We start from the raw sequence: 25,302 nt of genomic DNA on the forward strand, positions 1-25,302 counted from the left end.
GCGATGATACCGACGATCCCGCAGAACCGAACCATGAACATTGCCTTCAAGGTCTATGTCACGTTGTTCTTCGTCTATCTGGCGCTGCCACTGGCTGTGAACGCGGTCTTTGCCTTCAACGACAGCCAGTTCCCCTCCCTGCCCTGGAAAGGCTTCACCTGGAACTGGTTCTTCGGAGATGCCCACCCGATGATCGGCGTCTTCCACGAGCGCCCGATCCTCAGGGCAATCGGCACATCGATCTTCATCGGCGTCTGTGTCTCGGCGCTGGCGGTTATCGTTGGAACCACCAATGCGTTTCTGTTCAACCGCTACAGGTTCAAGGGCAAGGAGTTCCTCTATTTCCTGATGCTTCTGCCGCTGGTCATTCCCGGCATCCTGCTCGGGGTGTCCATCCTGGTGTTTTCCTCCTCCATCGCCAACGCCATGTGGGACAGCTTCAAATGGGATATCGAAGCCTTGAGGCCGGGTGTTCTGCTCGTCGTGCTCGGGCAGTTTTCCTTCATCGCGACCATGGCGACCCTCGTCATATCGGCCCGGCTCAAGACCTTCGACAAGACACTGGAAGAAGCTGCGATGAACCTCGGCGCAGACGCCTTCACGGCGATCCGCACGATCACCCTGCCCTATCTCTTCCCGGCCATGATCGGGGCGTTCATCGTCGCGTTTCTCATGAGTTTTGAGAACTTCAACACCACTTTCATGCTGGTCGGCTCCGACGCGCCGCTGACCATCGCCATGTTCGACCGCCTGAAAGAAGGCTCGACCCCGCTTCTCAACGCCGTTTCCCTCCTCCTCATGGTCGGCTCCAGCGCCCTCGCCCTCATCATGATCGCCGTCCAACGGAAGAAGTGAGGTTTGGAGAAGCGGTGGGGGAGAGTTTGGGTTTCCGAGGAGGCGAGAACGTAATGGTGGCCCCTGAGGGGGAAAGCGAACACGCTTGAATTGATAAATTGCAAATAGATAACAGCTACAGCGATTACGGGACAGCTGCAGAACAAATTGGCTGACATGTGAACGACGATCACGCCGTTGTTTCGGCGAATATCCGGCGGCTGTTGAATTTATGTTGTTTCAGCAATTGCGAAGAGGTGCTGCACGACTGCCCTTGGATTATCACTTTGTCAAATTTTTTCTGATACCTGAGGTTTAAAAAGCAGGTCGAAACACCTTTTGACTAAGCGCTATATTGTATTTTACTGGGTAACACTATGGAATTTGTTCAAGTTATATTCAAGTTTATCGACCAGACGAACATATATTTCTGCATAACATTACTGGTTTTGATTGTTTTTTCCTTTAAGGGAACAACGAGTTTTCTTCGATATAGCTTGGCAGGCGTGGCTGTTTTCAATGCCCTAATCGCAACCGGGGTATCCCTTAATTCTTCTGAATATCGCGATTTCGAATACATCGCTGCTGACTATTTCGCCGCTGCATTCTTCGCGGCATTTTCTGCATTCGGCCTCTTGTCTGCAGTCCTGATCACGCAGCGCAAACGGCTGCTGAGATCGATATTGATCGTGAATTGCACCACGCTGGGTCTGGTAGCGTTTTATTTTGACATGCTGGCGAGCAGCGGACTGAATGTGCATTCGTACCTGTCCCAGCTTTTCAACTTGCACACGTTCAAGTTTCTCGCCGTCAATGTTCATTTCTTTTACTTACTCGTGTTGTCTTTGGCGATCTTTGTTTTCTGGTACACCTTGAGAACAAACGATCAGCGCAGGCAAAGACTGATCAAATCCACGACGATTTCCATGTTTGTTTTCTGGGCGGTGTTCTTGTCCTACCCGCTCGCCCCGCAAGGAGTTGGCGGCAACATCTACAATTCCTTCCCCTTCGACAGTGTTACTCGAAATCTTTTCTATGGCTTTGACATCGAAGCGACAAACAGACGATACGAAACCCGGCTGCATGTTGCGGCCAAGAAAGGTGACCTAAAAAAGGTCAGGTCATTGTTGCAGCTCGGCGCCGACCCGTATGCCCAAACCAGAACCGGCAACTATCGCATTCCGCTGGACTATGCTGCCGATGGAAAAAACCTGGCGGTGCTCAAGTTGCTTCTGGGTTCGATGGACGACATCAACTTCCGTGACAAAGATGACAAGAGCCTGGTGCACATTGCAGCTAGGTCTCAGTTCTCGGAATTTCTCGAAGACGTAATGCGCCGCAACCCAGGCGCTGAAAGCATCACGGCGCGTGATACCGTATTGAAGTGGACTCCCTTGCACCATGCTTTGGTGAACCGGGGCAGCGACAGAGACGCAGTCAGGAAAATCCGGATTCTTTTGAAGAACGGTGCGGATGTGAATGCGGAAGGCGGGTACGGGGATAAACCACTCTTGCTTGCCGTCAAAAAGGCCAATGTCCTGGCCGTTGAAGAGTTGCTGAAACACGGCGCTGACACCGATATTCGAGATTTCAAGAAGCAGACTTTGCTTCAGGTCGCACTGGAAAGTAAGCAGAAATGCGAAACCGAATGCAGTCGATTGATCAAGGACCCCGAGAGGCACATCAATAAGCTGTCTCAGATAATAGGACTCCTGGAGAAGCGAATTTCACAACAAACAGAAACGCAGGTCGGTGCGAAATAGCGACTTCACCGGCCCCTATTTCTGGTTTCCGCGATCCGTAACGTCCCATTCGTTAGTCGAGGCTATGCAACATGATTTTTTTGCTCAAAGTCCTATTTGGATTGTACATATTTTTCATGTTTTTCGCGGGCCGGTTCCTCAGAAGGTTTATTTGGCTCGTCCCACTCGCACTGACGGGCGGAATTCTGAAGATAGTGCTGGACGTTCAGGAAGAAAGACTCTCCAGAAACTGGGTCGGAGATGGGCCGGGATACTTTGACGATTTCACCTGGCCCTTCATGGCGCTTACGCATGCCGTCTTTCTGCTCCTGGTTGGATCGATTGGCTTCTATTTCCGAACGAGAGCGCTGAAGGGCAAATGATCTAAGCTGGGTACATGTCGTCGAGAAAGAAACCAACACCACAGAACGCCCTGCAAACCCATGAGGTTAAAAAGAACCTTGTTCGCACCGGCAGACAAGAGAGAAAATGGTGGGCCCGGAGGGAGCGCCCACCACCGCTTCAACGCCTTGAAATCACTAGCAACAGAGGTGAGAAGTGGAACACGATGTCCCACTTGTGTGCCACATCATTGTCAACCCGGTAAACAGTGTCTAGCCCCTGAGCTCAACAATGCACGGCGCAAGCTTGTTCAAAAGCGAGCACGTCTCCGTCGCTCATTCTGCCGGTATACACACTCTTGGAAGGATTGCGGCTTTTCACTTTGCCATTCTCGAGTATGTTTTGGAACCGCAGCAACGGGAGTAGCTTTCGGCTTTCTTTGCGATATTAAGGAGTCGTTGCGCCGGGTCATTGCTTCAGACACTAAGTTTGTTTCAGTCCTGTCGCCTGGGCCCAGAAGTCTTGAATAAGACCTACGAACTATCAGTCTCTGTTGCCGTTCAAAAGGACTGCTAGGCTATATGTTACGCAGATGGGCCTTGGCGAGTGAACTTGTCGATCTCGACAGCTACTTCTTTGAGGAAAATAAAAATGTCGCCAACGATCCTCTCCGCACCTAAGTCCTCATTAATCTTATCCTGGACACGCGGATCTAGCGATCGCCTTATTGCAACGTGCAGAGCTAACAGCGTCCAGTCAATCAGCGGACACCGAGGGCACACCCTGAACCAGCGCTCTTCGTCCGCAACAATCATTCGTAATATTGAAGCATAGCGCTGATGCAAAGCACCAAACGCAGCAATTGCCGTATTGAGCTGCCCACTACCCAAATTCTCTATGGCTTTGAAACTGCCGTCCGACTGTCTAGCAAAACCGAACATAGGAAGAGTGGCAGCTTCGACTGAATTAGTCGTAATGAGAAACGCGAGTTTGTTCTTTTCGTTTGTCGCATACGGCTGCTCCAACAGAGTAAGATCACAAGACCGGTTAGGCGGTGGGTTAAGCGCGGCAACAATTAGCGGTCCAGCTGTGTTTTCACAAACCGAAGCCGGCGCGAGCCACTGACCCCGTTTTTGGTTTCTGCGGCGGATATCAGTTAAGACGAATTCATCAACACCAAGCTGCAAATGAATGCGACCAGTCAATGCACCCAGTAACGCAGTGCGGGTCGTAGGCCACTTGTTCGTGTTCTTAGTTAAGAGCGAACTAACGGTTCTATCAAGCATTTTCACTGCTTCGCAGGTCTTGTTGGTAGAGAGCATAAGTTCTGCCGCTTGCGTCCGAGCTCTAGCAGTTAAGGTGCGGTTCTCATCGTCGCGCTTCAACTCTCTTTGGCTCACGAATTTATCAAGGAATGTGCTGCGCGCCTTGATTCGTGCTTTCCATTCGTTGTCTAAATGTTTAAATGACGGATGTAAGGCCATCACAAGGTTTCCAGCACGGTGTTAATCCGCTCCGGTGGTACGAAGTTGGGGTTGCCCTGCCTTTGGCCAACAAGTTTCAGAGCACGATCGTACTTCTGATACCACTCAATTTGGCGCGATGGTACGAACAGTTTCGCGGCGATTTCTCCTTCGTGGTGAAATGTCCCAAACTGCCGAAAAATGTTCAGCTCTCGCACCTCTTCGGCAAAACCCGGAAGCTCGGGCCCCGGCTTCGGAGAAACCAAAACCCATAGTCTGAATATATACCCATCACACATGCAGTTGTCCGTCGCAAAGGATAGCGCAGTGTCGTACGCTGGGTAGACTTGTATTGTTTTGTTGCCTGGGTCTAGTTCGACTGTGCCGGCGCTGAGCGAAATATAGGGTGTTTTTGTTGCCGCAGCACTAAAACTGTTAACATGTGCATCGAGATCAGCCTGAGAAAGGGACGCATGGCTTTTGGCGGGCAGTTCGCCGAGGCCAGCGTTATTGTTGGCGTTGTCTCTGAGCCACGCGGAAGTCAACCCAGCATCTCGCAGAGCTTCATTTGCCTCCGTGTCGCCGAACTCTTTGGTTTTTGGAACGCCTTTCAAGCACCATTGAAACAGCAAATCTAGATCCCCCGGCGCGCTCTGCATCCGTTCAATTGGACTTATTTGATAGCAGCTGAACGCATTCCAGTTCCAGATCTTTCAAGGCTTTTTGCATCTGAACGAGGCGTTCCCAGCGAAGCTCTTCCTTCGGTGTTAACTCGTCAAGAAATTCTTGAAGCGGAGCGAGGAAGTGTGAAAGCGAACCGTCGTTCCATTTCTTCACAAAGTCGGAGTATCGCATGCACCGCCATGACTCATTCTCCAAAACGGAAACGACTTCACCTATAGCTCGCTGTTGTAGCGTGAAGACTTGCTTGTCGCCATCACCCGATGCTTTCTCCAGCCCACGCAGCGGGAAAGCACTTAATTTCCGTCCAACCGCGCGAACTTTGTCGAAGAAGGCATCCTTTTCGGTCTGCTCTTCAAACATTTCAAAGCTTAGTTTCTCCTCGAGAAGCCGCACCCAGCAAAAATACTGACAGAAAAGAAACAAAGTACTCCCAAAAAAGTATTCGTAGTCTATTGACCAATTTGGATTTATCTTTTGTTTGTATTGCTTCGATAACGCCAAGTAACCCTTTTTATCCAGAATGTTATCTAACCTTTTTCTAAGTTCCTTGACTGAACCATTGATGGGGTTAGCCCATCGAGACACTTCCAATCTGATCCGGTTTTTTAGGGCTGTTTGAGCGGCCAGTTCAGTTTTAAAGGATTCCAACTGCCGTTCGAATTCTGCTTTCTGAGCCTGCAACTCACGGTCCGCGCTTGCTTTCATCGCTGCAAGCTCTTCATCGGTCTGCGCCTTCAATTCGGACTTATGAGTGTTGAGATCTCGGTTGAGCAAGTGCTTAATCACGGTCTGAGCTAAAAACCCAAAAGCCGCAACAACGATCGACGTACTGCCAAGTGTACTGAGAACATCATTCCAGTTTATGTTGGTCATAACGCTGCACCCACTCTTCTATTTAAAGTTGATAATACAGTACGTTTGGTGCTTGGCAATAATGAATCGAAGGACTCCGCAATGTAGAGATCTGAACTTGAAGATCAGATCCAACGCATCTTTAAGTGAACCAGCCTCCAGTTCATAGCCGCCCTGCAGTAGTCTCGATAGGCGTCGCGTATTCATGTCTGAAGGCTCCGAACACCGAAGTACTCGGCTCGGCATCTAGACTGTTGGCGCGAAAAACACTTAGTATCTCATCGTCGGTGATAACTATGCCGAGGTCTTCGTTACCATCTACAGCCTTCAGGGCAAAGTCGGCTGCGGCTTTCAGTGCAGCCTTCTTTCTAGGCGTGAGCTTGCCTTTGTTCGCAACTCTAACCTTGTGTCTGTCGAGTGCCTTCGCGAAGTGTTCTTGAACGAACCTTCGTGTGACTTCGTAACGCATGCCGTGAAGAAGTCCGTATGGTAGTTATACTGTTGACCTCGTTCTTCAACTCCATCGACAGATACAACGCTTCAGCCGGTTCTCTAGTCTTCAGCGATACCTTGACTGAGGATGAAACTGCCTCGGGATGGGCCAGCGGAAGTAGAAGATGCCGTGCCGCGAAACGCTGAGATATCTCGGAATGAACACGATAATTGTCTCACCAGAATGTCCCACCTAGGCAATCCGGCAACTAAGGCATTGATTTTAAAGAAAATGGTGGGCCCGGAGGGACTCGAACCCCCAACCAATCCGTTATGAGCGGACGGCTCTAACCAGTTGAGCTACAGGCCCACGGCAGGGTTCGTGCGAAAAGCGGAACGCTGCGCTATCTCCCCCCTATACCATGGCAAATGCGCGGAGCAAGTGGTTTGCGCCGGCAAGCTTAAAAAGGCCTTGGAAAGTCGTCTTGGCGGCGCTGCCCTCGGCACGGCTTCAGATGGCCGGCGGCTTGGGTCTCCGCCCTTGCAACAGGAGCCCGGCGTCTGATCAGAAAACGCAAGTCTTGTTCACAGGAGGATCAAAAAGGTTCCGTTCGCAAAGAGCTTGGGGTCTAAATGGAACTGAAACCCAGCGCGACTCGCTGCAGTTGGAAATGCCGGAGCCACCATGCGAAGTCCACTTCTGTCCGCCACGCTCACTGTCCTGCTCGTCTGCATGATTGGCTGGCTGCTTGTGGTCGGGCGCTCGCTGCTGCTGCCTTTCGTGATCGCGCTCATCGTCTGGTACATGATCAACTCGCTCGCGCACGCCTTCCAGAAGATTCCGATCGGCCGCTGGCGGCTGCCCGGCTTCATTGCCTTCACCTTCGCGCTTCTGGCGATCTTCGCCGCGAGCACGGTCGTGCTCGACATCGTTACGGTGAACCTTGCCCAGCTTGCACAGGACGCCCCCACCTATCAGCGCCGCCTTGAGGAGATCTTCGATCAGTTCTCCTCCCATTTCGACTTGAACGACCCGATCGAACTGAAAGATCTGCTGCCGGACAGCGTCGTCCCGCGCATGGTGACCGCCGGCGCCAGCCTCGTTACCACGCTGGCCGGTTCCGCCAGCCTCGTCTTTATTTACGTCCTGTTCTTGGTGCTGGAACAATCCACGTTCGACCGGAAATTCGAGCGGCTGTTTTCCACGCCCGAGCGGGCGCAATCCGCCTTTGCGATCCGCGCTGAAATCAACCGCTCGATCATGCACTACTTTTCGATCAAGACAGCGGTTTCGGTCGCAACCGGCGCGCTCACCAGCCTCGTTCTCATTCTGATCGGCCTGCCCTACGCGGCGCTTTTCGGCTTCATCGCCTTTCTGCTCAATTACATCCCGACCATCGGATCCCTGATCGGCGTCATCTTTCCGAGCCTGCTCGCGATCGTCTACTACGACACGCTGGGTCCGTTTTTTGCAATCGCAACCGGCCTCGGCCTCATCCAGTTCGCCGTCGGCAACCTGATCGAACCGAGGCTGATGGGATCCAACCTCAATCTGTCCGGTCTCGTCATCATGCTTTCCCTCGCCTTCTGGGGCGCGATCTGGGGTATCGTCGGCATGGTACTCTGCGTTCCGCTGACAGTGATGATTGTCATCGTCTGCGCCCGTTTCGAAAGCTCCCGGCCGATCGCCGTTCTGCTTTCAGAAACCGGCGATGTCGGTTTGAAACAAACGAGCCTCGGCGAAAAGACAAGCTAGCTTGCCTTGTGAAGCGGAACCGCGCTCAGGCGCATGGTCCCGGAAATGAACGGAAGCTGAACCGGAGAGCCTTATCGACGCCGCATTGACCGACAATCTTCCGCTCAAGTCACATTCTGTTGAAAGGAATTTTTAATGACACTTTTTTTGACCACTCCGCATCACGCAATAAGCACATTCATTCGCGGCACGTCCCTTGCCGCCTTCTTTGGCGCTGCCCTTCTCATGGCAACACCCAGCCTTGCGCAAGATGCCCACGCGTCCACGGGCACAATCACCATGGAAGGTATTGGCTCCGTGGCCGTTGCTCCGGATATGGCTGTTGTCTCAACCAGCGTTGCGACCACTGCAAAGTCGGCATCCGACGCGCTTTCGGAGAACTCCGCGGCGATTGCAAAGGTTATCGAAGCGGTCAAGGCAGCGGGTATCGAGGCCAAGGACATCCAGACAGAGGGCTTCGGCATTTATCCGCGTTACGAACGCATCTCGGGCACCTCCGATCGCCAGCCTAAGATTGTGGGCTACGAAGTACGCAACGGCATTGAAGTCAACGTCCGTGACCTCGACAAGCTCGGCGGATTGCTGACGATTGCCGTCGAAAGCGGGGCAAATTCAGTCGGCAACATCCGCTTTGAAGTCAGCGACCCGGAAGACAAGCTTGACGAGGCAAGGAAGGCTGCCGTGGACGCTGCCCGTAAAAAAGCGGAAACCTTTGCAAGCGCCGCGGGCGTTGAACTTGGGAATATCCTGTCGATTACCGAGAGCAATGTACAGCGACCCGCCCTTGGCCAGACACGGGCTCTGAACTTTGGCGCTGCTGCACCGGGAGCGGCGCCAATTGAAGCAGGCGAAGAAACCATCAGCGCCAATGTCACGATCCGTTGGGCGCTCAAATAAGATCTTGCAGCGGCGGGCCGGAGGCAGGTATGTGTCTCTTCCCCGCCGCAGCAAACACTCTTTTCCCGTGATTATCGACCCTGATCAGCGTCGCGCCGATGCACTTTCTCAAAACGTCCTGTGCCAGACTTGCATCGGCTTCTCGGTTTCACCCGCATCACCGATGTCCTGCCAGGGGAAGGTGACGATAACACCGTTCATTTTCTCATATCCGCGCTTGCGCCAGAACGGATCGAGAGGCCGATAGTCAGCTGGCCGTTTGGGATGATTGTCCGGCCGTATGACCGCGCAAAACGTCGCCTGCTCGAAGCCAAGCTTGCGCGCATGCGCCTCGCGCTCGTCGAAGAACAGGTGCCCCACACCTTGACCGCGATAGGCAGGATCAAGAACGGATTCAGCCAGATAGAAAATCCTGGTGGGATCGTAGCCGCGCTCTTTCAGGGGTGCTTGAAAGGCTTCAAATTCGTCTCCGAGCGGTTCCCCGGTCGCAGCACCGACCAGCGTTTCTCCGTCATAGGCTCCCACGATAACCGCTCCGTCCGTTTCGGCATAGCGCTGCAGGTATTTGGCTTCGTAGTCCATTGAGCCTTCGTAGAGATAAGGCCAGTCGCGAAACACGGAAATTCTGAGCCGGGCGAGATCGTCCAGCGCATCTTTCAGCCCCTCGCCTGTCAGGATCCTGATATCAACCGGCACGACTAACCCTCTCTAAAAGCGGAACGAATTTCTGAGCCGTCTGAGCAGCCCGGTGACTTTCATATCAGCATTGCAATTTCTGCAGCAAAATTTTGCAGATTTCCCATTGAGATTAAACACTCTTTTCTGTATGGAGTGCGCTCCGGAAATAATGCCGGGGACATCTGCTGGTTTGGGAGAGCGATATGGAAAGCAACGCCCTCTTCGAACTGGGGATGGACTTGGAGGCTCGTGTAGCAGAAGACGCAGTTTGCGTTGCCGAGCCAAGAAGCACCACCCAGAAGGAAGAAAACGTTTCGACCGCGGCCGTTGGCGTCTACGCAGACGACCGCCTGGATCACTTCATTCAGAAGGAAGGGGTCCACTGCGCTGGTGCGCATTTGATAATTGATCTGTACGATGCCGAAAGGCTCGACGATCTGGCTCATGTCGAACAGGCTCTGAGGACCTGTGTCGAGGAGGCAGGCGCAACACTGTTGCACATTCACTTGCACCCGTTTGAACCGACCGGTGTATCGGGCGTTGCCGTGCTCGCGGAAAGTCATATTTCCGTTCACACCTGGCCCGAGGCCGGATACGCGGCTTTCGATGTCTTCATGTGCGGCGATGCCAAGCCTGAAAAATGCGTCGACGTGCTGCGCGAGGCCTTCAACCCGGGCAAGACTGCGGTCTCGGAACTGCTGCGCGGACGCGAAGTTGCCAACCAGCTCTCCAAGCCGCACACGCTGGAAGCGGCGGAATGAGCGACGGTCTGGTTTTCAACGAAACCCTCTACCCGGGGGTTCAGGTCAGCTACAGCTGCAGTGAAATCCTCTATCAGGAAAAAACGGAGCACCAGGATCTGGTGCTCTTTTCCAATCCGGTCTTCGGCAAGATCCTGATGCTGGACGGGGTGACCCAGGTCACGACCGCGGACGAATTCATCTATCACGAGATGATGTCGCACGTTCCGATCATAGCCCATGGCGCCGCACGCAACGTTCTGATCGTCGGTGGCGGCGATTGCGGTCTTGCCGAGGAAGTGCTGAAACACGCCTCCGTGGAGAATCTGGTTCAGGTGGAAATCGATGCCTCCGTGGTCGAGTTTTCCAAGGAGCACTTTAAAGACTTCAACAAGGGCGTCCTGGACGACGCGCGCTTTGAACTTGTCATCGCCGACGGCATGAAGTTTTCCGCCGAAACAGACCGGCGTTTCGATGTGGTGATTGTCGACAGCACCGATCCGCACGGGCCAGGTGCCGTCCTCTTTTCCGAAGAGTTCTACCGCAATGTGCACCGGATGCTGAAGCCTGGCGGCGTTCTTGTGACCCAGAATGGCGTCCCGTTCCTGCAGCGGGACGAGCTGGTCACAAGCGTTGCGCGGTTCTCGCGCATCTTCAAGGACGCAGCCGCCTATATCGCAGCGATTCCGACCTATTTCGGCGGTCACATGACCCTCGGCTGGGCATCCGACAATCCGGACCTGCGCAAACAGGCGGCTTCGGTACTTCAGGAACGCTTTGACGCACAGGGTTTTGAGACCCGCTACTACACGCCGGACGTTCACGCAGCCGCATTTGCGCTGCCGAAGTTCATTTTGGACGCGGTCGAGGACGGCCGGGCGCAGGCTTAGGTCTGCGCCCTTTTCCTGAAAAATGATTTCATATCACCCGCCAGGTTGGCCCTGCACCTGCTGTTCGATGGCATCCATGGCTGCCGCGGTGGCTTTTTCCCTGTCGCTTTCACTCAGGTCTTCACCGCCGATGACTTCGACTTTGACATTGCGCTGCGCGAAGTTGATGCCCGCCTTTTCGAATTCGTCCCGGATCCGCTGATAGGCATCACGTCTGATGGTCCATTGCCCGCCGGGCTTGGTCATGAACTTGACGCCGACAACCATGTTGAATTCTTCCATCCGCCGGACGCCCTGGAACTTCAATGGCTGGAGGAAATTGTCGCCATAGTCCTCATTCGCCTGCAGCTCTTCATTGATATTCTTGACGATTTTCTTGGCAAGCTTGAGGTCGGTGTCAAACGGAACCCTGAACTCCAGCTTCATCATCACCCAGTCGCGGCTGTAGTTGGTGAGCGACTTCAACTCGCCGAACGGAATGGTGTGAACCGCGCCGCGATGGTGCCGCAGTTGAAGTGACCGGATAGACATGGATTCCACCGTGCCCCTGATGTCACCCATCTCGATATACTCGCCGACGCGAAAGGCGTCGTCGATCAGGAAGAAGACACCGGACACGATATCGCGCACCAGGGCCTGTGCGCCGAAACCGACGGCGAGGCCAACAACGCCCGCCCCTGCCAGCAACGGGGTGATGTTGATGCCCATCGATGACAGGCCGATAAGGGCCACCATCACCAGAATGGTGACCAGCACGACTTTCTTGATCAAGGGCAGCAGCGTCGCCATTCGGGCTTCGGGACCGGGTGCAATACCCGGCTGAAGTTTCGGCATCGCCGCCATGCGCCGGTCGATTGCGGTTTTTGTCGCAGTCCAGATCAGATCGCCGATGAGGAACGCGACCATGATGTCGATCAGGACCCGCACCATTTGCGCAGGCGTTGAATTGATGGCGGACATGTTCCAGGGCTGCACACCCCAGAAGAGGCCAATGCAAATCACCGCCGAGACAACAACGACGAACCGGCCAAGACGGACCGCGACGGGCAGATAAATCCCGTGCGCATCTTTCGTGGCCTCTTCGGGTTCGCCTGTTTCGGCGGGCTCATCCGTCTCCACGGAATCCACCGTGTCTCCGGTTTCGTCCGCCTCACTGGCTTCGCCGGCAAGGTCTTCCGGCTCTTCGTCCGGCCGGTTTTCGCGAAAGGCCTGTTCGATAGTCTTGCGGACAATTCGCTCTGTCGGCACGAGCAGAGCGACAACGGCAAGCGTTCCTGCCGCGCTTTCCGCACCGATCAGCCAGAGCACGAACAGCATCAGCAATACGAACGTGCCAACCACGGGCATCAGGATGGATCGGCCTTGCAGCTCGCTGCCCGAATACATGAGCCAGAGCAATCCAATGGCGAGCAAAGTGGCTGCTGCCGCTGCAGAAATGTCAATTGCGAGACCGACGGGTTCGTTGCGTCCAAGGTGAACGATGGTCTCCGAGAGATTGCTGCCGAAGAGCAAGATCGCCGACGTCACCATGACGCCGAGATAGAGAATCTGCGCGTTTGTGCGCGACAGAGGCATCAACCGCAGGGTTTCAACACGCGGTGCCAGCGCAAACAGCGCAAAGGCTGCAATCGCACGCAAAATGACAAGCGATACGAGGAGTTCTAGGACAAACTCCCGTGCATTGGGAGGCCAATCGAAAATGACGAACGTTCCGATCGTCCCGATCGAAAAAAACAAGGCCCCGCCGGAGACGAGCGCAAGCCTTGTGACTGCCGAGCGCGCCTTGTCGAAGTAACTGTCCGATCGGCCGAGTTCAATGCGCCGCCGGAAGTAACCGGCGTATCTCCAGTAGAGCCATTCGAGCCCGGCGCCGACAAAGATGAAAATGATCAGAAGGACAACGAAGTTCAGCTGCTGTCTGGGTGCTAAACCCTCCTGCCAGGTTTGCGAAATAATCGCCGGGGCATCCGGCAGCAGGGCCAGCGATGCCCCGACCAGTTGCACGCGGTCCTCAATTTCGTTGAGCCCCTGCTGCACGGCCTCGCGGAAAGTCTGGTTTTGTATCGTACCGTCGTTGAGCCCGTCTGCCCGTTGTTGCAGCCAGTTGACAATGGCGGGGTCGGCCAAAAGACGTGCAAGTTCCTTTATGTCGTTCGGCGATGGTTCTGCCGCCGGCGCCTCGGTTTCTGAAGCGCCCGCGCCCGGCAGGAGCATTTGCGCCGAAGCAGGCGCAATCGATTGGACACTCAGCACGAGAAAGAGTGCCGTCAAAAACCTGATCATGCCGCGCCCTCGCTTTGCGATTCCGTTTCGGTAGCGGACGCCGTTGGCGTCTTTTCACGCAGCAAGGATTGATATTCGACGGGCGAGATCGTCGGCGGGAACACCCGCTCCACGGTGACACTCCCCCCTGTCGGCATTGCCTGGCACGCAAGGCGAACGCCTTCAGGCAACGACCGGCGGGTAAGTGTGTCCTTCTCGACACGGCTGGGAGCGGAGAGATTTTCAGCCCCCTCCAGAACACGGACTGCGCAAGAGCCGCAGCGGCCGCGCGCACCGCAAAGCGCGGCATGGGACGTGTCCATTGACTGAGCGGTTTCAAGAATACTGATACCGGCGGACCGCTTGATGGTCGGACCGTCTTTGTAGGTCAGGGAGACATCCGCCCCCTTTCCCCACACCCGGACTGCCCTTGCGGCCAAAACGACCGCGACGATGCCGGCGTACCACCACAAGACATCGGTCTGAATCTGCATCAGTCGTTCGCCAACCGAACTGTATGCTGTAGCGGACTCGCGAACCGGCGCCATGTATTCAGGGTCGCCGCTGTTCGCAATCAGGATTTTTCCCGATTCAACAAAACCCAGGAGAGCTGTGACCGGAATGATAACGGCGAACGGGTAGGAAAACGTGGCGTATCGGCCCCACCAGTTTTGGACCTGCATCCATAGGAAAAGCCCGTAGCAGGCATGGACCCAAATCACGATCAGGGCGACGACCTGCTGAATGCCCAGCTGCGGCACGAACATCCAGTAGACGGCAAGCACCCATTTGAAGCCGACATGCGTGTCGGTCATCATCGGGCCGACAACCGTGCCCATGATATGAGGCAACAACAGAGGGACAATCGCGAGACCGAGCACGGCCTGAATACTGTCTCCCCAGTTGAAAAACAGTCTGTTTCGCCAAAAAAGCGTCCAGAGCCCCAGACCGGCGTGGGCGAAAAAACTCAAGATCAGGAGGGGACCACCGACGGGATTGGCGAACAGCCCCATGAGGTAGACACTTGCCTCTTCCATGGCTTCAATCGATCGAAGGCCAAACGCCAGAGTAAGCAAATGTCCAGTCACAAACACAAACAGGACCAAGCCGCTTGCGATGCGAAGTTTGCTGATCATGTTCCTTGTCCACTCCGCCCTGTTTTCAAACCGACGCAGCCCGCCACGCTGAAGGCGAGCCAACATCCCATGCGTCCTGACCGTATCACGATGATTTCGTTGATGGTTAGTGCATTGAAGTCACTCATTCCACTGAAACGACCGGCACAAGCGAGTGAACTGCGAAGAGGCGCAATTCTGCGTATTACTTTCTTAGCGGCTTCCGGAAAAGTTGTGTCACCGGCAGGCGGTTCAGTGTCCGCGCGAACCTTTCACCAAGGTGATGGCAAATCGGATTGCTGTTTACCTCTTGCGCAGACCAATTTTGTTGAACATGCCCCTACCGGTCTCCGTGAGTCTGTTTTCGGCCGGATTTTTCCGGCATCTGACAGGTGAATCCAGCACCTTGTGGAACAGCCGCAGGGGCAGCACCAGCTTTCGCAATGCGTTGCTGTTGACCGCCCATACCGGTTCTCAGTATGCGCCTGGCACGCCGGCCGGGCTCAAAGCTGCACCCCGGCGCCTAAGCTGCAGCGACATCGTCAAGAAACGTGTCGATAACCCGGCTGAGCTGATCGGTATTATCTGACACACCTCTTGCTGCAGAAAGCACCCGCTCGGCTGTGCTCTGACTTTCGTCAGCTGCCTGCCGGACGCTGACAATGTTCCCGGAGACTTCGTTGGAACCGGCTGCTGCGGAGCGCACGTTTTCTGAAATTTCGGCGGTCGAAGTGCCCTGCTCTTCAACAGCTGCTGAAATCGCTTCGGTCGCCGAAGAAACCTCACGCATCGTTTCGGCAATTCCGCGGATCGCTTCAACAGAGCTTTCGGTTTCCTTTTGAATGTCCGTAATCTGGGTCGAGATTGCCTCGGTTGCCTTGGCGGTCTGTGTCGCAAGCTCTTTCACTTCCGACGCAACAACCGCAAAGCCTTTTCCGGCTTCGCCTGCGCGAGCCGCCTCAATTGTTGCATTGAGGGCAAGCAGGTTGGTTTGCTCGGCGATACCCTGGATGAGCAGAATGACCTCGCCGATCTTGTCCGCGGAAGCGGCAAGTCCGGCAATCTTGGTATCTGTTTCTATGGTCGCGTCGGTTGCCTGTTCGACAATGGTCTTTGTCTGGGCAACCTGATGGGAAATCTCGCTAATGGAAGTGGAGAGCGCTTCTGCCGCCACCGCAACCGCCTCGACATTCTTGGAAGCGTCCTGGGAGGCACTGGAAACACCGTCTGCCTGGGAGGTTGTCTGCGAAGCAATTGCCGAAAGGCTGCCCGCTGAGGTCTCCATTTCACGGTTTTCCGAATTGACAGCTTCAAGCACGCCCTGAACGGTTTCACGGAAGTCGCGAACGAGGTCGTCGACCTTCGACTGGCGGTGCGCGCGCGCTTCTTGATCACGTTTGCTTTCATTCATCAGGTCCATGCGCTCTGCAGACGCATTCTTGAAGAACTGAACTGTTTCCGCCATCTCCCCGATCTCAGTTTTGGTATCGAGCTTCGGCAGTTCTGCGCTCGCATCGCCGCCCGCGAGCGATTTCATTGCGTTGTTAAGCTGATTGATCGGAGTTGAAATGCTTCTTCCGATCAGCAGGCCAAGAAAAACTCCACCCGCCAGAATACCGATGCTCGCGACCAGAAAGGTCTGGTCCGTCGTTTTCATGGTGGATGCGAAATTCGCGTTGGCAACGTTCTGGCCCTCTCCGGCGAGCTCGCGGATTTTCGCAAAATCCGGCTGCATCTCGGCAAAGATCTGGCTCAACTGTTTTGTTTCGGGTGCAAGTATCATCGCGGTTTCCGCAAAGGCTTTGAAACCGGATTGATATTGGTCCATGAGGGTAGTCAGGTTGGCGACAAGCTCAGCGGGAAGTGAAGAATCCTTGAGCAGGCCGTCGAACTCTTCGCGTCGTTTGTCGATGCGGGCGACATATTTTTCCTTGCCGCGCATCATGAAGTCCTTTTCATGACGGCGCATCATCAGCATTTTCACGGTCAGACTGTCCAGCTCGGCAGTCTTCAAGAGCTCTTCCACGTTGTGGACGGCGGTGCGCAGTTCTCCTTCAAGTCCTTCTTTTTCGGACAACCCTACCTTCACGCGCAGATCGGCAACCTTGTGGAACTGCGCCTGGTGGCGTTTGACGTCCGCCTTTAGTTTCTGAACATTTTCGGTTACGTCAGCCGATGCTGCGAGCTGCGACATCTGCTCCAAAGCTGTGTCCACGGTTTTGACCGCTTTGTCGTACTTGTCGACATATTTCATATCGCGCCGCAGCAGGAAGTCCTTTTCACTGCGCCGCATCTGGAGTGCTCCGATTTCGACCGCCTGTACCAGCTCAAAGAGCGCCGCAAACTGGTTCTTGCTCTCCAGGGATGCCTGGGTTCCCGCTCTGCCTGTCAGATAAGTGATTCCAAGCGCTGAGATCGCAAATATCGTCAAAGCGACAAGTAAGTTGATACGCGTTCTGATCCGCAGGCGATCAAATATCCCGATGCGTTTAAACGTTTTTCCAGCACTGTTCGGTTCATCAGACATGGTACGAGCTCCCCCCAAGAGCCAGGTAACACTTCTGCCTTAGAAGCATTTGTGAGATAAAATCGGATATGAATGCGCATCCAGTGATGTCAGCGTATAGTTAAGATTGAATAAAACTATTTCCTGCCCTGCAGGAATAAGCCAAAACAACGCAAAAACAACTTTAAGTTTACGAGTTTAAAAATCAGTTGTAAGTAATTATCTCTACAACCAATACCACAAAGTGCGTAAAACAACTTGGTAAGCTGATACACGATCCGATGAGATGAAAAATTTGGCTGAAACCCTTCAATCACAGTGTTTCTTTCGATTGAAAAATGCGCCTATGACCTGATGGACGCATCAGATCCGGTGAGTTCGTCGTCGGGTTCCGGAGTTCGAACGGACAAGTCGTTTAGGGCACAGCTAGCTTTTTCTTCGCTGGATCACATGGTCGTGATCCTCAGCCACGGGAACCCGGAATTCCATCGTAGCCCACCCTGTTCGAATTAGCGTTTGAGCAACGCCTTACCCAGCGGTACCATCTCGTTGATGAAACTCGCGTTCGAGAACACGGAAATCGACATGGTGCTGGCGGAGCTTCGCCGCTCCGGCGAACCTGTCAGTATTGAACCTCGCGCCTTCGATCTTTTGTGTCTTCTGATTTCCAACCGCGACCGTCTGGTGACCAAAGACGAAATCGTCGCTAAAATCTGGGATAGCAGGTATATCTCGGACGCCGCCATTTCGACCTGCGTGAAATCCGTGCGCAAGGCGATTGGCGACGACGGTGACCAGCAGCGCCTGATCAAGACAGTCCGCGGGCGTGGGTTTCGGTTTATCGGCGCGGTACGCGAAAGTGCGTTGGAAGCCGCGCTACCGGCTGGACCCCAAACGCATTCCCCTCACCCGGAACCACCAGAAGAACACGGCAAACCGTCGATCGTGGTTCTGCCATTTGAAGATTACGGATCGGACCACGGTCAGCAGCTCCTGGCCGAAGCGATACCGCACGAGCTTATCCAGGGTCTTGCAAAACTGCGCTGGCTGCGTGTCATTGCCAGGGGCACGGCCTTTCAATTCCGGGGCCCGAACCTGGACCTGGCTTCCATCGGAGAACGTCTTGCCGTCCGCTATGCACTCACGGGAACCGTGCTGCATTTTCAGGATATGATGAGCGTATCCGTTGAGCTGGCTCATTGCGAAAGCGGCCTGGTGATCTGGGCGGAAAGGTTCGAGGACCGGAGCGATCGCTTTCTGGCAATCAGACGCGAGATGCTGGAGCAGATCGCCTCATCGCTCGAGATCTATATCACCCAGCGGGAAGCATCCATCGCTGCGCGTTCGTCGACCGAAAAGCTGGACGCCTGGGCGGAGTACCATCTGGGATTGCGCCATCTGTTCCTGTTCACGGAAGCCAACAATACGGCTGCGAAATCGTGTTTCGAACGCGCAATCGAAAAGGACCCGGAGTTCGCCAGAGCCCATGCCGGCCTTTCGTTTGGACGGTTTCAGGATGCATTCGTCGGATATTCCTCTGACAAGGCCGCCGCAATCGAAGAAGCCCGCCGTTTTGCCGAACGCAGCGTGGAACTGGATCCGCTCGACCCTTTCGCCAATCTCAACCTTGGCCGTTCCTTCTGGCTGAGCAATGACCCTGCATTGGGCCTTGGATGGTTGGAACGGTCCATATCGCTCAGTCCCAATTTCGCTCAAGGTCACTATTCGCGCGCTTTCGCTGAAGCGCTTCAGGGGCGTTCGGGTGCCGCCTTGAAACACGCTTCGGCCGCTCTGGACCTCAGTCCGCTGGATCCATTGCTTTACGCCATGCACGGTGTTCGGGCGCTCGCGAATTTGCAGGCCGGAGAACTTGAAGCTGCGACCGGCGAAGCCGCTGCGGCGGTTCACGCCCCAAGGGCGCATCACTTGATCTACATGATCGCAGCCGCAACGCACGCCCTTGCAGACGACCTTCCCGCTGCCCGGCAATACGCTTTGAAGGCCCGCGAGAGCGGTGCGGACACCAGAACCGAGCATTTCTTCAGGGCATTCCCGTTTGTTGAGCCCGGATTCCGGGAAGAGTTCAAGCGGGGCCTTACGCTCGCCGGCTTCGACTGAGGCCACAGGACCGGTCAGATTTGCCTCCTTTGGACGATCAAAGTCGGGCGAACAATTCGCCGTTTCACACCGGTCAGACGCTTCTCCCCGAAGGATTCCAGCCTTTCCTCAGACAATCCCCACACAGCCCTCAGGCAATCTTCAAGCACAAGCCTGGAAGCGATGCGATCAATGCTCCATCAACGCAAACCCGAAAGGAGCACATAGATGAACGCACTCAACCAACCTGCTTTTTCCGGACCGGATCTTGCCGCCGTCAAACAGCGTCAACAAGGTATCTGGTCGACAGGCGACTACCCGGCAGTCGGAACGACCTTGCAGATCGTCGGCGAGACACTTGCCGAATCGCTCGACCTTGCCCCCGGCGAACGCGTACTGGATGTTGCCGCCGGCAACGGCAATGCAACGCTGGCAGCTGCGCGCCGCTTCTGTGATGTCGTTTCGACTGACTATGTCGATGCGTGGCTGCGCGCCGGGATGGAACGGGCAAAGGCGGAAGGCCTGCCGGTCGCGTTCCGCGAGGCCGATGCTGAAGACCTTCCGTTCGAGGACGCATCGTTCGATGTGGTCACATCCACATTCGGCGTGATGTTCACTGCGGATCAGGATGCCGCTGCGAAGTCGATGCTGAGGGTCTGCCGACCAGGCGGTCGGATCGGCATGGCAAACTGGACACCGGCCGGCTTCATCGGACAGGTTTTCAAGACAATCGCTAGTCACGTTCCGCCTCCTGCAGGTGTACGTTCGCCGTTGGAATGGTCATCGGAATCACGCCTTCAGGAGCTGTTCGGTGCAGATGCCGCGGACATGTCCGTCACGCTGAAAACCTTTGTCTTCCGCTACCGGTCCGCCCGCGCCTGGGTCGAAAGCTGGCGCGAGATCTATGGTCCGATGAACAAGGCCTTCCAGGCCGTTGGCGAAACCGGTGCAGCGGCCCTTGAAGACGATCTGGTCAAACTGGCTGAAACAGCATCGATTGGCGGCGAACGGGCAATGATCGTTCCAGCGGAATACGCGGAAATCGTGATCCACAAACGCTGATGATGAGGATGCGCAGGCGCTCTCTAGCCTGCGCGTCTCATCGACGTTTCAACGGCAATCCGAATGAAGGGAGCAAACGATGTCCGGAAAAACGCAAACGCTTTACGAAAAATACGGTGGCTTTCCCGGCGTCCGTCAGGTTGTGACGGATTTTTACGAACGCGCGCTCGACAGCGATATCGTCGGCCATTTCTTTGAAGATGTGAACATGGCCCGCCTCGTTGATCATCAGACCAAGATGATCGCCGGACTGCTCGGCGGTCCCGTGGAAATCTCAGACGCACGCCTTGCGACCGCGCACGCGCATCTGGAGGTCGATCACTATCATTTCGACGAAATCGCAATCCTGTTGAACGAAACCCTGGCCGATGCCGGCTTCGACAAGCAGGACCGGCTGGCGGCAGTCGCCGCTGTGGAAGCCAGAAGATCGGTGATCATCAAGAGGAGCCGGGCCGCATGAATATCGACGCGATAAGCATGCGGATGCTGTCCAACATCGGGGTTGGGGTCGCACTCGCCGACCCGGAAAGCCTCACGATCGGCTACCGCAATCCGGCATTTGCCGCCTGGTTTGGTGTTGAAGACGGCGCACCGCTTGATCAGGCGCTCGGCAGTGTGACGCGCACCGAATTGCACGAAAAGCTGGCCGTTGAGGAGGCGATCAGGCTCGATGTCGCGGTCAAGCGCAAGCGGCGGCTTTTGACCATTGAAACGGTCATTCGGCACGCGGAGAGCGACGGGCGAAAAATACTGCTCGTTGAGTGCCAGAACATCTCGCGTCTGCGTGAGACGGAGGCGATGATCGACAGCTATGCCCGCATTGCGGAGAAGAAGGCGCGCGAACTGGAGCTTGAAAAGAACCGCGTCGAAAAACTGCTTCTCAACGTCATGCCACGCTCGGTTTATGAAGAATACACCGCCTTTGGAACAGTGACCCCAAAGCTCTATGAGCCGGTCTCAGTTTTGATGCTCGATTTCGTCGGCTTTACGCAGATGGCCGCAGCTGCCGACCCGACAGTCACCGTTACCGAACTGAATGATATCTTCACGGCCTTTGACCGGATCGCCGAAATGCATGGCTGCGAGCGGATAAAGACGATCGGCGATGCGTATCTTGCTGTCGCCGGGTTGCCGACCCCCAACCCGGATCATGCCGGCGCAGTGGCGCAATGTGCATCGAAGATGATCCGCTATCTGGAACGGCGCAACGAAAGCCATCCCCACAAGTGGCAGGCAAGGATCGGCATCGCCTCCGGCTCTGTCGTCGGATCGGTCGTCGGTGTCCAGAAATATGTCTATGACGTCTTCGGTCCCGCGGTGAACCTTGCATCCAGGCTGCAGTCGCTGTCCAATCCGATGGAGGTGACGGCAACGTCCGAGTTTGGCGAAGACGGCCTGGAAGGCCTGGTGCCGGTCGATGCCGGAACCGTCGATATCCGTGGCTTCGGATCAACGTCCATCGTCAAGCTTCAGGCGCGCGGCCTTGTCGATCTCGCGGCGTGAAAGAGACAGCCGGTATTTCGGATCAACCGCTTGCGGGTGTTAGCGGCAAGTCCCATTGCAATGGCCGCCAGGATCTATTCGGCAAGGGGAGAGAATATGAGAGCACTTCGCCAGAACCAGATGACCGCTCACCTTCCGCGTTGAGGCGTTTTCGCGTGAGCGGTCAGCATTGTCAGATCAAACCAGATGCCCTGTCATACAGACAGCATGGCCTTCATTTTTTCAAAGAGCTCATCAGGCCTGTCATATTGCGGCAGATGGCTGCGTCGCAGCCGGACAACATCAGATTTCGCGCTCGCACTGCCATAAGCCTCAAGCATTGTTTCCTGTAGTTGTGCGGGGATGACATCATCCTCCTCACACAGGACATATCCGCGCGGAATGGCATCAAAACCCGGCGTACGGCTGAACGTTGCCCCCAAGGGTTCCTCGGGCTGATAAACAAAACGTAACTTCAGCAGGTGAGGCAGATAATCACCCAGGGTTTTTGTAACCGGAACGTCCATATCCTTGATCGCATTTATGATCTTTGCAGGTGAATCCCCGGTGTCTGGAAGCATTGCCGCAACGTAGATCAGTTGCTTGATGCGGCCCGGATGTTGTTGGGCTACCTGGGAAATGACCGCCCCGCCCATCGAATGCCCGACCAGAACAACATTCCTCTCGTCTTCAGCAGGAAATTTGGCGACAACCGCCTCGACATAGTCGTTCATCGTCAATCCCGAGGAGTATGTGCCCTTACTCCCCAAGAGCAGAACCGTGAGTGGCAGGTCCCTGTCGTGACCCGGCAGGTCGACCGAAACCGCGTCAAAGCCGGCCTGGTTGAACTTCTCCGGAATTGTGTTCCAGCTTTCGGACGTTGCGTTCATGCCATGTACAAAAATAATCCTGGTCATGTTTGACCCTCCCAAACTGTAAAGCGACTATTTGAAAAAACGGCTCATGCGACGTCCAGAAGGCTCTCGTGCACCCACAGGTCATCTTCAATCTTCTTCCATTCACCGTTGCTTCCGAAAATGAAGACGCGGTCGCCGTCCTGAAATACCCGCTCGACATCGAACGTCATGCCGGGTCCAAGGCGGGCATTGGTATCCGCCGTATTGACGGTGGCGGAAACGACCGGATCGGTGTAGCGGCCGTAGATCCAGAACTGCTTGGATTGCGAAATACGCAGCCAGCCGTTTGCCGATTGCTCATAGACCCGAACGACCGCACCGTGGTCGAGGGGCCCCTGCTCGCTGATCATGGCAAAATTGCTGCCCGGCCCTTTTCGAATGTTGAGGCTATCCGACGTGACACCGACCCATTCGAGCAAACCCACGGGCTGGGTGCCGCCTCCTGCGCCCATTATTGCCTGAAGCCTCGGCAGGAAGTTGGCCTCGAAATCCGAGAGCTGGTTCCCGCCAAAGAACGCTGTGCCGGGACAGCTTTTTTGTCCACTGTTCGTGTAAACCAGGCCGCCGTTGCCGTCATACCAGTGATGGTAGACCACATTGGTTCTGCTTGGTTTGGAGAGGCCGATTTTCTTCAGTAGAGCTGCGGTTGCGCTGAATATCGCGTCCGCTTGTGCAGGCTTCATGGTATCGCCGCCGGCATCGAAATTGCCCACGGATTCGATACAGATGGCCCGGCTGTTCGCATTGTAGATACAGGCAGGCGATCGGTTCAATGGACGCCCCGTAACGATTGCGCCATCGGGAAAGATCGAGAAGTGCTGACCAATATCGCTCCACCCGTTGTTGTTGATGTGATATCGCTTCATGCTCCTTTGCATCTCAAAGTGATTACTGCCTTTAAACCCCGAGTAACGCGGCTTCCAAGTGTGGTGTTGCTGGACGCGAACACAGGCGCGACTGATCGATTGCTTTGCGATCCAGGTCGAAAATTCATTCGGCGAAAATTTAGTAAATCCATATTTCTGCTGCATCGGATTTCTCCGTTCTCACGCTAAAACTGATGTACCACTTAAAAGTGCACCACCGAGGCTGCGACAGCATCCGATAGAAATTCATGCAAGCAAGTAACAATTTCAAACCGGTATTGAGATCAAACCAACCAATTGAAAAAGAAAATGGATCGTTGCAACCTCGGCGGCAAATGTAGTTTGCCGCACAATCAGCAATCTTCATCGTCCAAATGGTCTATAGCGAGGAACTTTTCCTGTTCGCCGCTAGAAAATCCGTACCGAAACTCATCATCAGGCGGACAAATTGCGTGCGCGTGGCGCATTGTGTCTTGGACAGGATGGATTTGACCTGTGCATTGATCGTCGGCACCGCACGGCCCCTTTGCTCGGCAATTTGGGTGTTGGTCAGCCCCTCGGCAATCGCATCGACCAGCGACATCTCGGCATCGGTCAGCTTGTAGGCGGTCTTTATCGGCAGCGTCTGGCAAGCGAAGGGAAGACTGGTATCGGAACTGTAGACAATACACCCGTCAAAGGCTTTGGAGCCGATTTCCTGCGACTTGTGAAGAGGTGCGACTTCCATGCAGAGAAAAACATCTTCATCCGCTGAAAGCGCTTCCTTGCGAGGCCTCGCACCAAACTTCCCGTGGTTCATGGCGTCCGCCTTGAGAGTCTCAAAGCGTTTCTGATCAGCAGCTTTGGACAAGATGAGCTTACCCGCAGCATCGACACGAAAGACGCGGTATTCGGCAAGTTGCCTTCGAAACTCCTCGTTCTTGATCACGACGCTTCCGTTGGAATCGAGAATGCAAACACCAATGGACAGGCGATCCATGGCAGCCAGCATTCCGTAGTGTTCGTCGGCGAGCTGTTTGGCAGGCCCGCCGAGATCATAAGCCTTGGCGACATGCGGCAGAATGAGGCCCAGATGATTTTGCTCCGCTTCTGTCAAACGGCCCCGATCCGCACCCAACTGAACGGAGAAGCGGGATCGCGCTGAATTGTCCTTATTGAGAAGACCGGCTGCGCGATGCAGGATGCCGAGCTTTTGAAGCGTCTGCACATTGGGGCGTTCCTTCAAGGCCTCAAGTGACGGCGCAAGCACGTCGTCCTGGACAAGATCAATCCGGTCAAGCAGCAGGGAATGCGCTTCGAAGATATCCTGATCCCGCGCTTCCTCTTCGAAAAAACGATCGATGTAGACGTCGATTTGTGCGGGGTCGTAGTAACTGGATGCGACAGAAACGGCCAGCTTGCGCGCGGCAGGGGCCGTTTGCCATTCGAACATGATGCAACCGACGGCGTTGACCTGTTCGGCAACGCGCTGCAAGACGTCCGGCCAAAGCGAGGGATCTGCAACCGCATCGTAGATTTGCAGAACCGCTTCCCTTGCGTCCTCGGACATGTTTCACCAACCCGTCGTTTTATTTTTGTACTTTAGAGTCAATGATCGCAGGCTGCCAAGCCGTGTCTGGACATTCACGCCAAGGGGACACCGCCTTGCAGCGATTTGTGATGGTGTGATCGAGCAGACACGATCG

Annotated in this window: 22 protein-coding genes and 1 tRNA gene; 11 read left to right on the forward strand and 12 right to left on the reverse strand. The window is 55.0% G+C overall.

Annotated features, from left to right (window positions below):
• Positions 1 to 3: 3 nt before the first annotated feature.
• The 3 genes from ABVF61_RS05915 (at position 4) to ABVF61_RS05925 (ending at position 2,959) form a co-directional block, all read left to right on the forward strand.
• Positions 4 to 855, forward strand: a complete 852-nt coding sequence (locus ABVF61_RS05915) for an ABC transporter permease (RefSeq protein ID WP_353992596.1) — start codon at positions 4 to 6, stop codon at positions 853 to 855.
• Between the two features lie 356 nt (positions 856 to 1,211).
• Positions 1,212 to 2,597, forward strand: coding sequence for an ankyrin repeat domain-containing protein (locus tag ABVF61_RS05920; protein WP_353992597.1), 1,386 nt, complete (start codon positions 1,212 to 1,214; stop codon positions 2,595 to 2,597).
• A gap of 194 nt (positions 2,598 to 2,791) precedes the next feature.
• The gene (locus ABVF61_RS05925) at positions 2,792 to 2,959 is read left to right on the forward strand and encodes a hypothetical protein (RefSeq protein ID WP_353992598.1); all 168 of its coding nucleotides are present in this window, start codon (positions 2,792 to 2,794) and stop codon (positions 2,957 to 2,959) included.
• 543 nt (positions 2,960 to 3,502) lie between these two features.
• Here ABVF61_RS05925 and ABVF61_RS05930 read toward each other — a convergent pair.
• The 5 genes from ABVF61_RS05930 to ABVF61_RS05950 form a co-directional block, all read right to left on the reverse strand.
• The gene (locus tag ABVF61_RS05930) at positions 3,503 to 4,402 is read right to left on the reverse strand and encodes a hypothetical protein (protein WP_353992599.1); all 900 of its coding nucleotides are present in this window, start codon (positions 4,400 to 4,402) and stop codon (positions 3,503 to 3,505) included.
• A complete protein-coding gene (locus ABVF61_RS05935; RefSeq protein ID WP_353992600.1) occupies positions 4,402 to 5,013 on the reverse strand; it encodes a hypothetical protein in 612 nt (203 codons plus the stop codon). Before ABVF61_RS05935 ends, ABVF61_RS05930 begins: the two co-directional genes overlap by 1 nt.
• Before the next feature lie 31 nt (positions 5,014 to 5,044).
• A complete protein-coding gene (locus ABVF61_RS05940) occupies positions 5,045 to 5,938 on the reverse strand; it encodes an ATP synthase subunit B family protein (protein ID WP_353992601.1) in 894 nt (297 codons plus the stop codon).
• A 142-nt stretch (positions 5,939 to 6,080) separates the two neighbouring features.
• Entirely contained in the window at positions 6,081 to 6,386 is a 306-nt protein-coding gene (locus ABVF61_RS05945; RefSeq protein ID WP_353992602.1) for a hypothetical protein, read from the reverse strand.
• Between the two features lie 256 nt (positions 6,387 to 6,642).
• Positions 6,643 to 6,719: transfer RNA gene (locus ABVF61_RS05950), tRNA-Ile, on the reverse strand.
• A gap of 315 nt (positions 6,720 to 7,034) precedes the next feature.
• Between ABVF61_RS05950 and ABVF61_RS05955 the strand changes: the two genes are divergently transcribed.
• Together ABVF61_RS05955 and ABVF61_RS05960 are read left to right on the forward strand one after the other, a co-directional pair.
• Positions 7,035 to 8,105, forward strand: coding sequence for an AI-2E family transporter (locus ABVF61_RS05955; RefSeq protein WP_353992603.1), 1,071 nt, complete (start codon positions 7,035 to 7,037; stop codon positions 8,103 to 8,105).
• A 135-nt stretch (positions 8,106 to 8,240) separates the two neighbouring features.
• Positions 8,241 to 9,002, forward strand: a complete 762-nt coding sequence (locus tag ABVF61_RS05960) for an SIMPL domain-containing protein (protein WP_353992604.1) — start codon at positions 8,241 to 8,243, stop codon at positions 9,000 to 9,002.
• A 108-nt stretch (positions 9,003 to 9,110) separates the two neighbouring features.
• Here ABVF61_RS05960 and ABVF61_RS05965 read toward each other — a convergent pair whose 3' ends face one another.
• Positions 9,111 to 9,698: a GNAT family N-acetyltransferase gene (locus ABVF61_RS05965; RefSeq protein WP_353992605.1), complete on the reverse strand. Its 588-nt coding sequence runs from the start codon at positions 9,696 to 9,698 to the stop codon at positions 9,111 to 9,113.
• Positions 9,699 to 9,883: 185 nt separating this feature from the next.
• Between ABVF61_RS05965 and speD the strand changes: the two genes are divergently transcribed.
• Both speD and speE read left to right on the forward strand, forming a co-directional pair.
• Positions 9,884 to 10,441, forward strand: coding sequence for an adenosylmethionine decarboxylase (gene speD, locus ABVF61_RS05970; protein ID WP_353992606.1), 558 nt, complete (start codon positions 9,884 to 9,886; stop codon positions 10,439 to 10,441).
• On the forward strand, positions 10,438 to 11,310 hold the full coding sequence (gene speE / locus ABVF61_RS05975) for a polyamine aminopropyltransferase (RefSeq protein ID WP_353992607.1): 873 nt from the start codon (positions 10,438 to 10,440) through the stop codon (positions 11,308 to 11,310). Before speD ends, speE begins: the two co-directional genes overlap by 4 nt.
• Positions 11,311 to 11,343: 33 nt before the next feature.
• On the opposite strand, the gene ABVF61_RS05980 is transcribed toward speE, so the two are convergent.
• The 3 genes from ABVF61_RS05980 to ABVF61_RS05990 form a co-directional block, all read right to left on the reverse strand.
• Positions 11,344 to 13,593, reverse strand: a complete 2,250-nt coding sequence (locus ABVF61_RS05980) for a mechanosensitive ion channel family protein (RefSeq protein WP_353992608.1) — start codon at positions 13,591 to 13,593, stop codon at positions 11,344 to 11,346.
• Entirely contained in the window at positions 13,590 to 14,708 is a 1,119-nt protein-coding gene (locus ABVF61_RS05985; protein ID WP_353992609.1) for a 2Fe-2S iron-sulfur cluster-binding protein, read from the reverse strand. Before ABVF61_RS05985 ends, ABVF61_RS05980 begins: the two co-directional genes overlap by 4 nt.
• A gap of 502 nt (positions 14,709 to 15,210) precedes the next feature.
• On the reverse strand, positions 15,211 to 17,214 hold the full coding sequence (locus ABVF61_RS05990; protein ID WP_353992610.1) for a methyl-accepting chemotaxis protein: 2,004 nt from the start codon (positions 17,212 to 17,214) through the stop codon (positions 15,211 to 15,213).
• 531 nt (positions 17,215 to 17,745) lie between these two features.
• Here ABVF61_RS05990 and ABVF61_RS05995 point away from each other — a divergent pair.
• The 4 genes from ABVF61_RS05995 (at position 17,746) to ABVF61_RS06010 (ending at position 21,855) form a co-directional block, all read left to right on the forward strand.
• Positions 17,746 to 19,311, forward strand: coding sequence for a winged helix-turn-helix domain-containing tetratricopeptide repeat protein (locus ABVF61_RS05995; RefSeq protein ID WP_353992611.1), 1,566 nt, complete (start codon positions 17,746 to 17,748; stop codon positions 19,309 to 19,311).
• 207 nt (positions 19,312 to 19,518) lie between these two features.
• Entirely contained in the window at positions 19,519 to 20,352 is an 834-nt protein-coding gene (locus ABVF61_RS06000; protein WP_353992612.1) for a class I SAM-dependent methyltransferase, read from the forward strand.
• Between the two features lie 79 nt (positions 20,353 to 20,431).
• On the forward strand, positions 20,432 to 20,812 hold the full coding sequence (locus tag ABVF61_RS06005) for a group I truncated hemoglobin (RefSeq protein ID WP_353992613.1): 381 nt from the start codon (positions 20,432 to 20,434) through the stop codon (positions 20,810 to 20,812).
• Positions 20,809 to 21,855: an adenylate/guanylate cyclase domain-containing protein gene (locus ABVF61_RS06010; protein WP_353992614.1), complete on the forward strand. Its 1,047-nt coding sequence runs from the start codon at positions 20,809 to 20,811 to the stop codon at positions 21,853 to 21,855. The genes ABVF61_RS06005 and ABVF61_RS06010 overlap by 4 nt, the downstream gene beginning before the upstream one ends.
• Positions 21,856 to 22,049: 194 nt before the next feature.
• Here the strand turns inward: ABVF61_RS06010 and ABVF61_RS06015 are convergent, their stop codons facing one another.
• The 3 genes from ABVF61_RS06015 to ABVF61_RS06025 all read right to left on the reverse strand — a co-directional run bounded on the left by ABVF61_RS06015 (position 22,050) and on the right by ABVF61_RS06025 (position 25,166).
• Positions 22,050 to 22,751 (reverse strand): alpha/beta fold hydrolase, encoded by a 702-nt coding sequence (locus tag ABVF61_RS06015; protein WP_353992615.1) that lies wholly within the window; start codon positions 22,749 to 22,751, stop codon positions 22,050 to 22,052.
• Between the two features lie 44 nt (positions 22,752 to 22,795).
• Positions 22,796 to 23,782, reverse strand: a complete 987-nt coding sequence (locus ABVF61_RS06020; RefSeq protein WP_353992616.1) for an N-acetylmuramoyl-L-alanine amidase — start codon at positions 23,780 to 23,782, stop codon at positions 22,796 to 22,798.
• A gap of 214 nt (positions 23,783 to 23,996) precedes the next feature.
• Positions 23,997 to 25,166, reverse strand: coding sequence for a helix-turn-helix transcriptional regulator (locus ABVF61_RS06025; RefSeq protein ID WP_353992617.1), 1,170 nt, complete (start codon positions 25,164 to 25,166; stop codon positions 23,997 to 23,999).
• Positions 25,167 to 25,302: the final 136 nt, after the last annotated feature.

This window comes from Roseibium sp. HPY-6, assembly GCF_040530035.1.
Lineage (GTDB): Bacteria > Pseudomonadota > Alphaproteobacteria > Rhizobiales > Stappiaceae > Roseibium.

Bases quoted from the DNA above. Each gene is read 5' to 3' on its own strand.
- ABVF61_RS05915 (WP_353992596.1), top strand. From the start codon at position 4: ATGATACCGACGATCCCGCAGAACCGAACCATGAACATTGCCTTCAAG.
- ABVF61_RS05920 (WP_353992597.1), top strand. From the start codon at position 1,212: ATGGAATTTGTTCAAGTTATATTCAAGTTTATCGACCAGACGAACATA.
- ABVF61_RS05930 (WP_353992599.1), bottom strand. From the start codon at position 4,402: ATGGCCTTACATCCGTCATTTAAACATTTAGACAACGAATGGAAAGCA.
- ABVF61_RS05940 (WP_353992601.1), bottom strand. From the start codon at position 5,938: ATGACCAACATAAACTGGAATGATGTTCTCAGTACACTTGGCAGTACG.
- ABVF61_RS05945 (WP_353992602.1), bottom strand. From the start codon at position 6,386: ATGCGTTACGAAGTCACACGAAGGTTCGTTCAAGAACACTTCGCGAAG.
- ABVF61_RS05955 (WP_353992603.1), top strand. From the start codon at position 7,035: ATGCGAAGTCCACTTCTGTCCGCCACGCTCACTGTCCTGCTCGTCTGC.
- ABVF61_RS05960 (WP_353992604.1), top strand. From the start codon at position 8,241: ATGACACTTTTTTTGACCACTCCGCATCACGCAATAAGCACATTCATT.
- speD (WP_353992606.1), top strand. From the start codon at position 9,884: ATGGAAAGCAACGCCCTCTTCGAACTGGGGATGGACTTGGAGGCTCGT.
- speE (WP_353992607.1), top strand. From the start codon at position 10,438: ATGAGCGACGGTCTGGTTTTCAACGAAACCCTCTACCCGGGGGTTCAG.
- ABVF61_RS05980 (WP_353992608.1), bottom strand. From the start codon at position 13,593: ATGATCAGGTTTTTGACGGCACTCTTTCTCGTGCTGAGTGTCCAATCG.
- ABVF61_RS05985 (WP_353992609.1), bottom strand. From the start codon at position 14,708: ATGATCAGCAAACTTCGCATCGCAAGCGGCTTGGTCCTGTTTGTGTTT.
- ABVF61_RS05990 (WP_353992610.1), bottom strand. From the start codon at position 17,214: ATGTCTGATGAACCGAACAGTGCTGGAAAAACGTTTAAACGCATCGGG.
- ABVF61_RS05995 (WP_353992611.1), top strand. From the start codon at position 17,746: ATGAAACTCGCGTTCGAGAACACGGAAATCGACATGGTGCTGGCGGAG.
- ABVF61_RS06000 (WP_353992612.1), top strand. From the start codon at position 19,519: ATGAACGCACTCAACCAACCTGCTTTTTCCGGACCGGATCTTGCCGCC.
- ABVF61_RS06005 (WP_353992613.1), top strand. From the start codon at position 20,432: ATGTCCGGAAAAACGCAAACGCTTTACGAAAAATACGGTGGCTTTCCC.
- ABVF61_RS06010 (WP_353992614.1), top strand. From the start codon at position 20,809: ATGAATATCGACGCGATAAGCATGCGGATGCTGTCCAACATCGGGGTT.
- ABVF61_RS06015 (WP_353992615.1), bottom strand. From the start codon at position 22,751: ATGACCAGGATTATTTTTGTACATGGCATGAACGCAACGTCCGAAAGC.
- ABVF61_RS06020 (WP_353992616.1), bottom strand. From the start codon at position 23,782: ATGCAGCAGAAATATGGATTTACTAAATTTTCGCCGAATGAATTTTCG.
- ABVF61_RS06025 (WP_353992617.1), bottom strand. From the start codon at position 25,166: ATGTCCGAGGACGCAAGGGAAGCGGTTCTGCAAATCTACGATGCGGTT.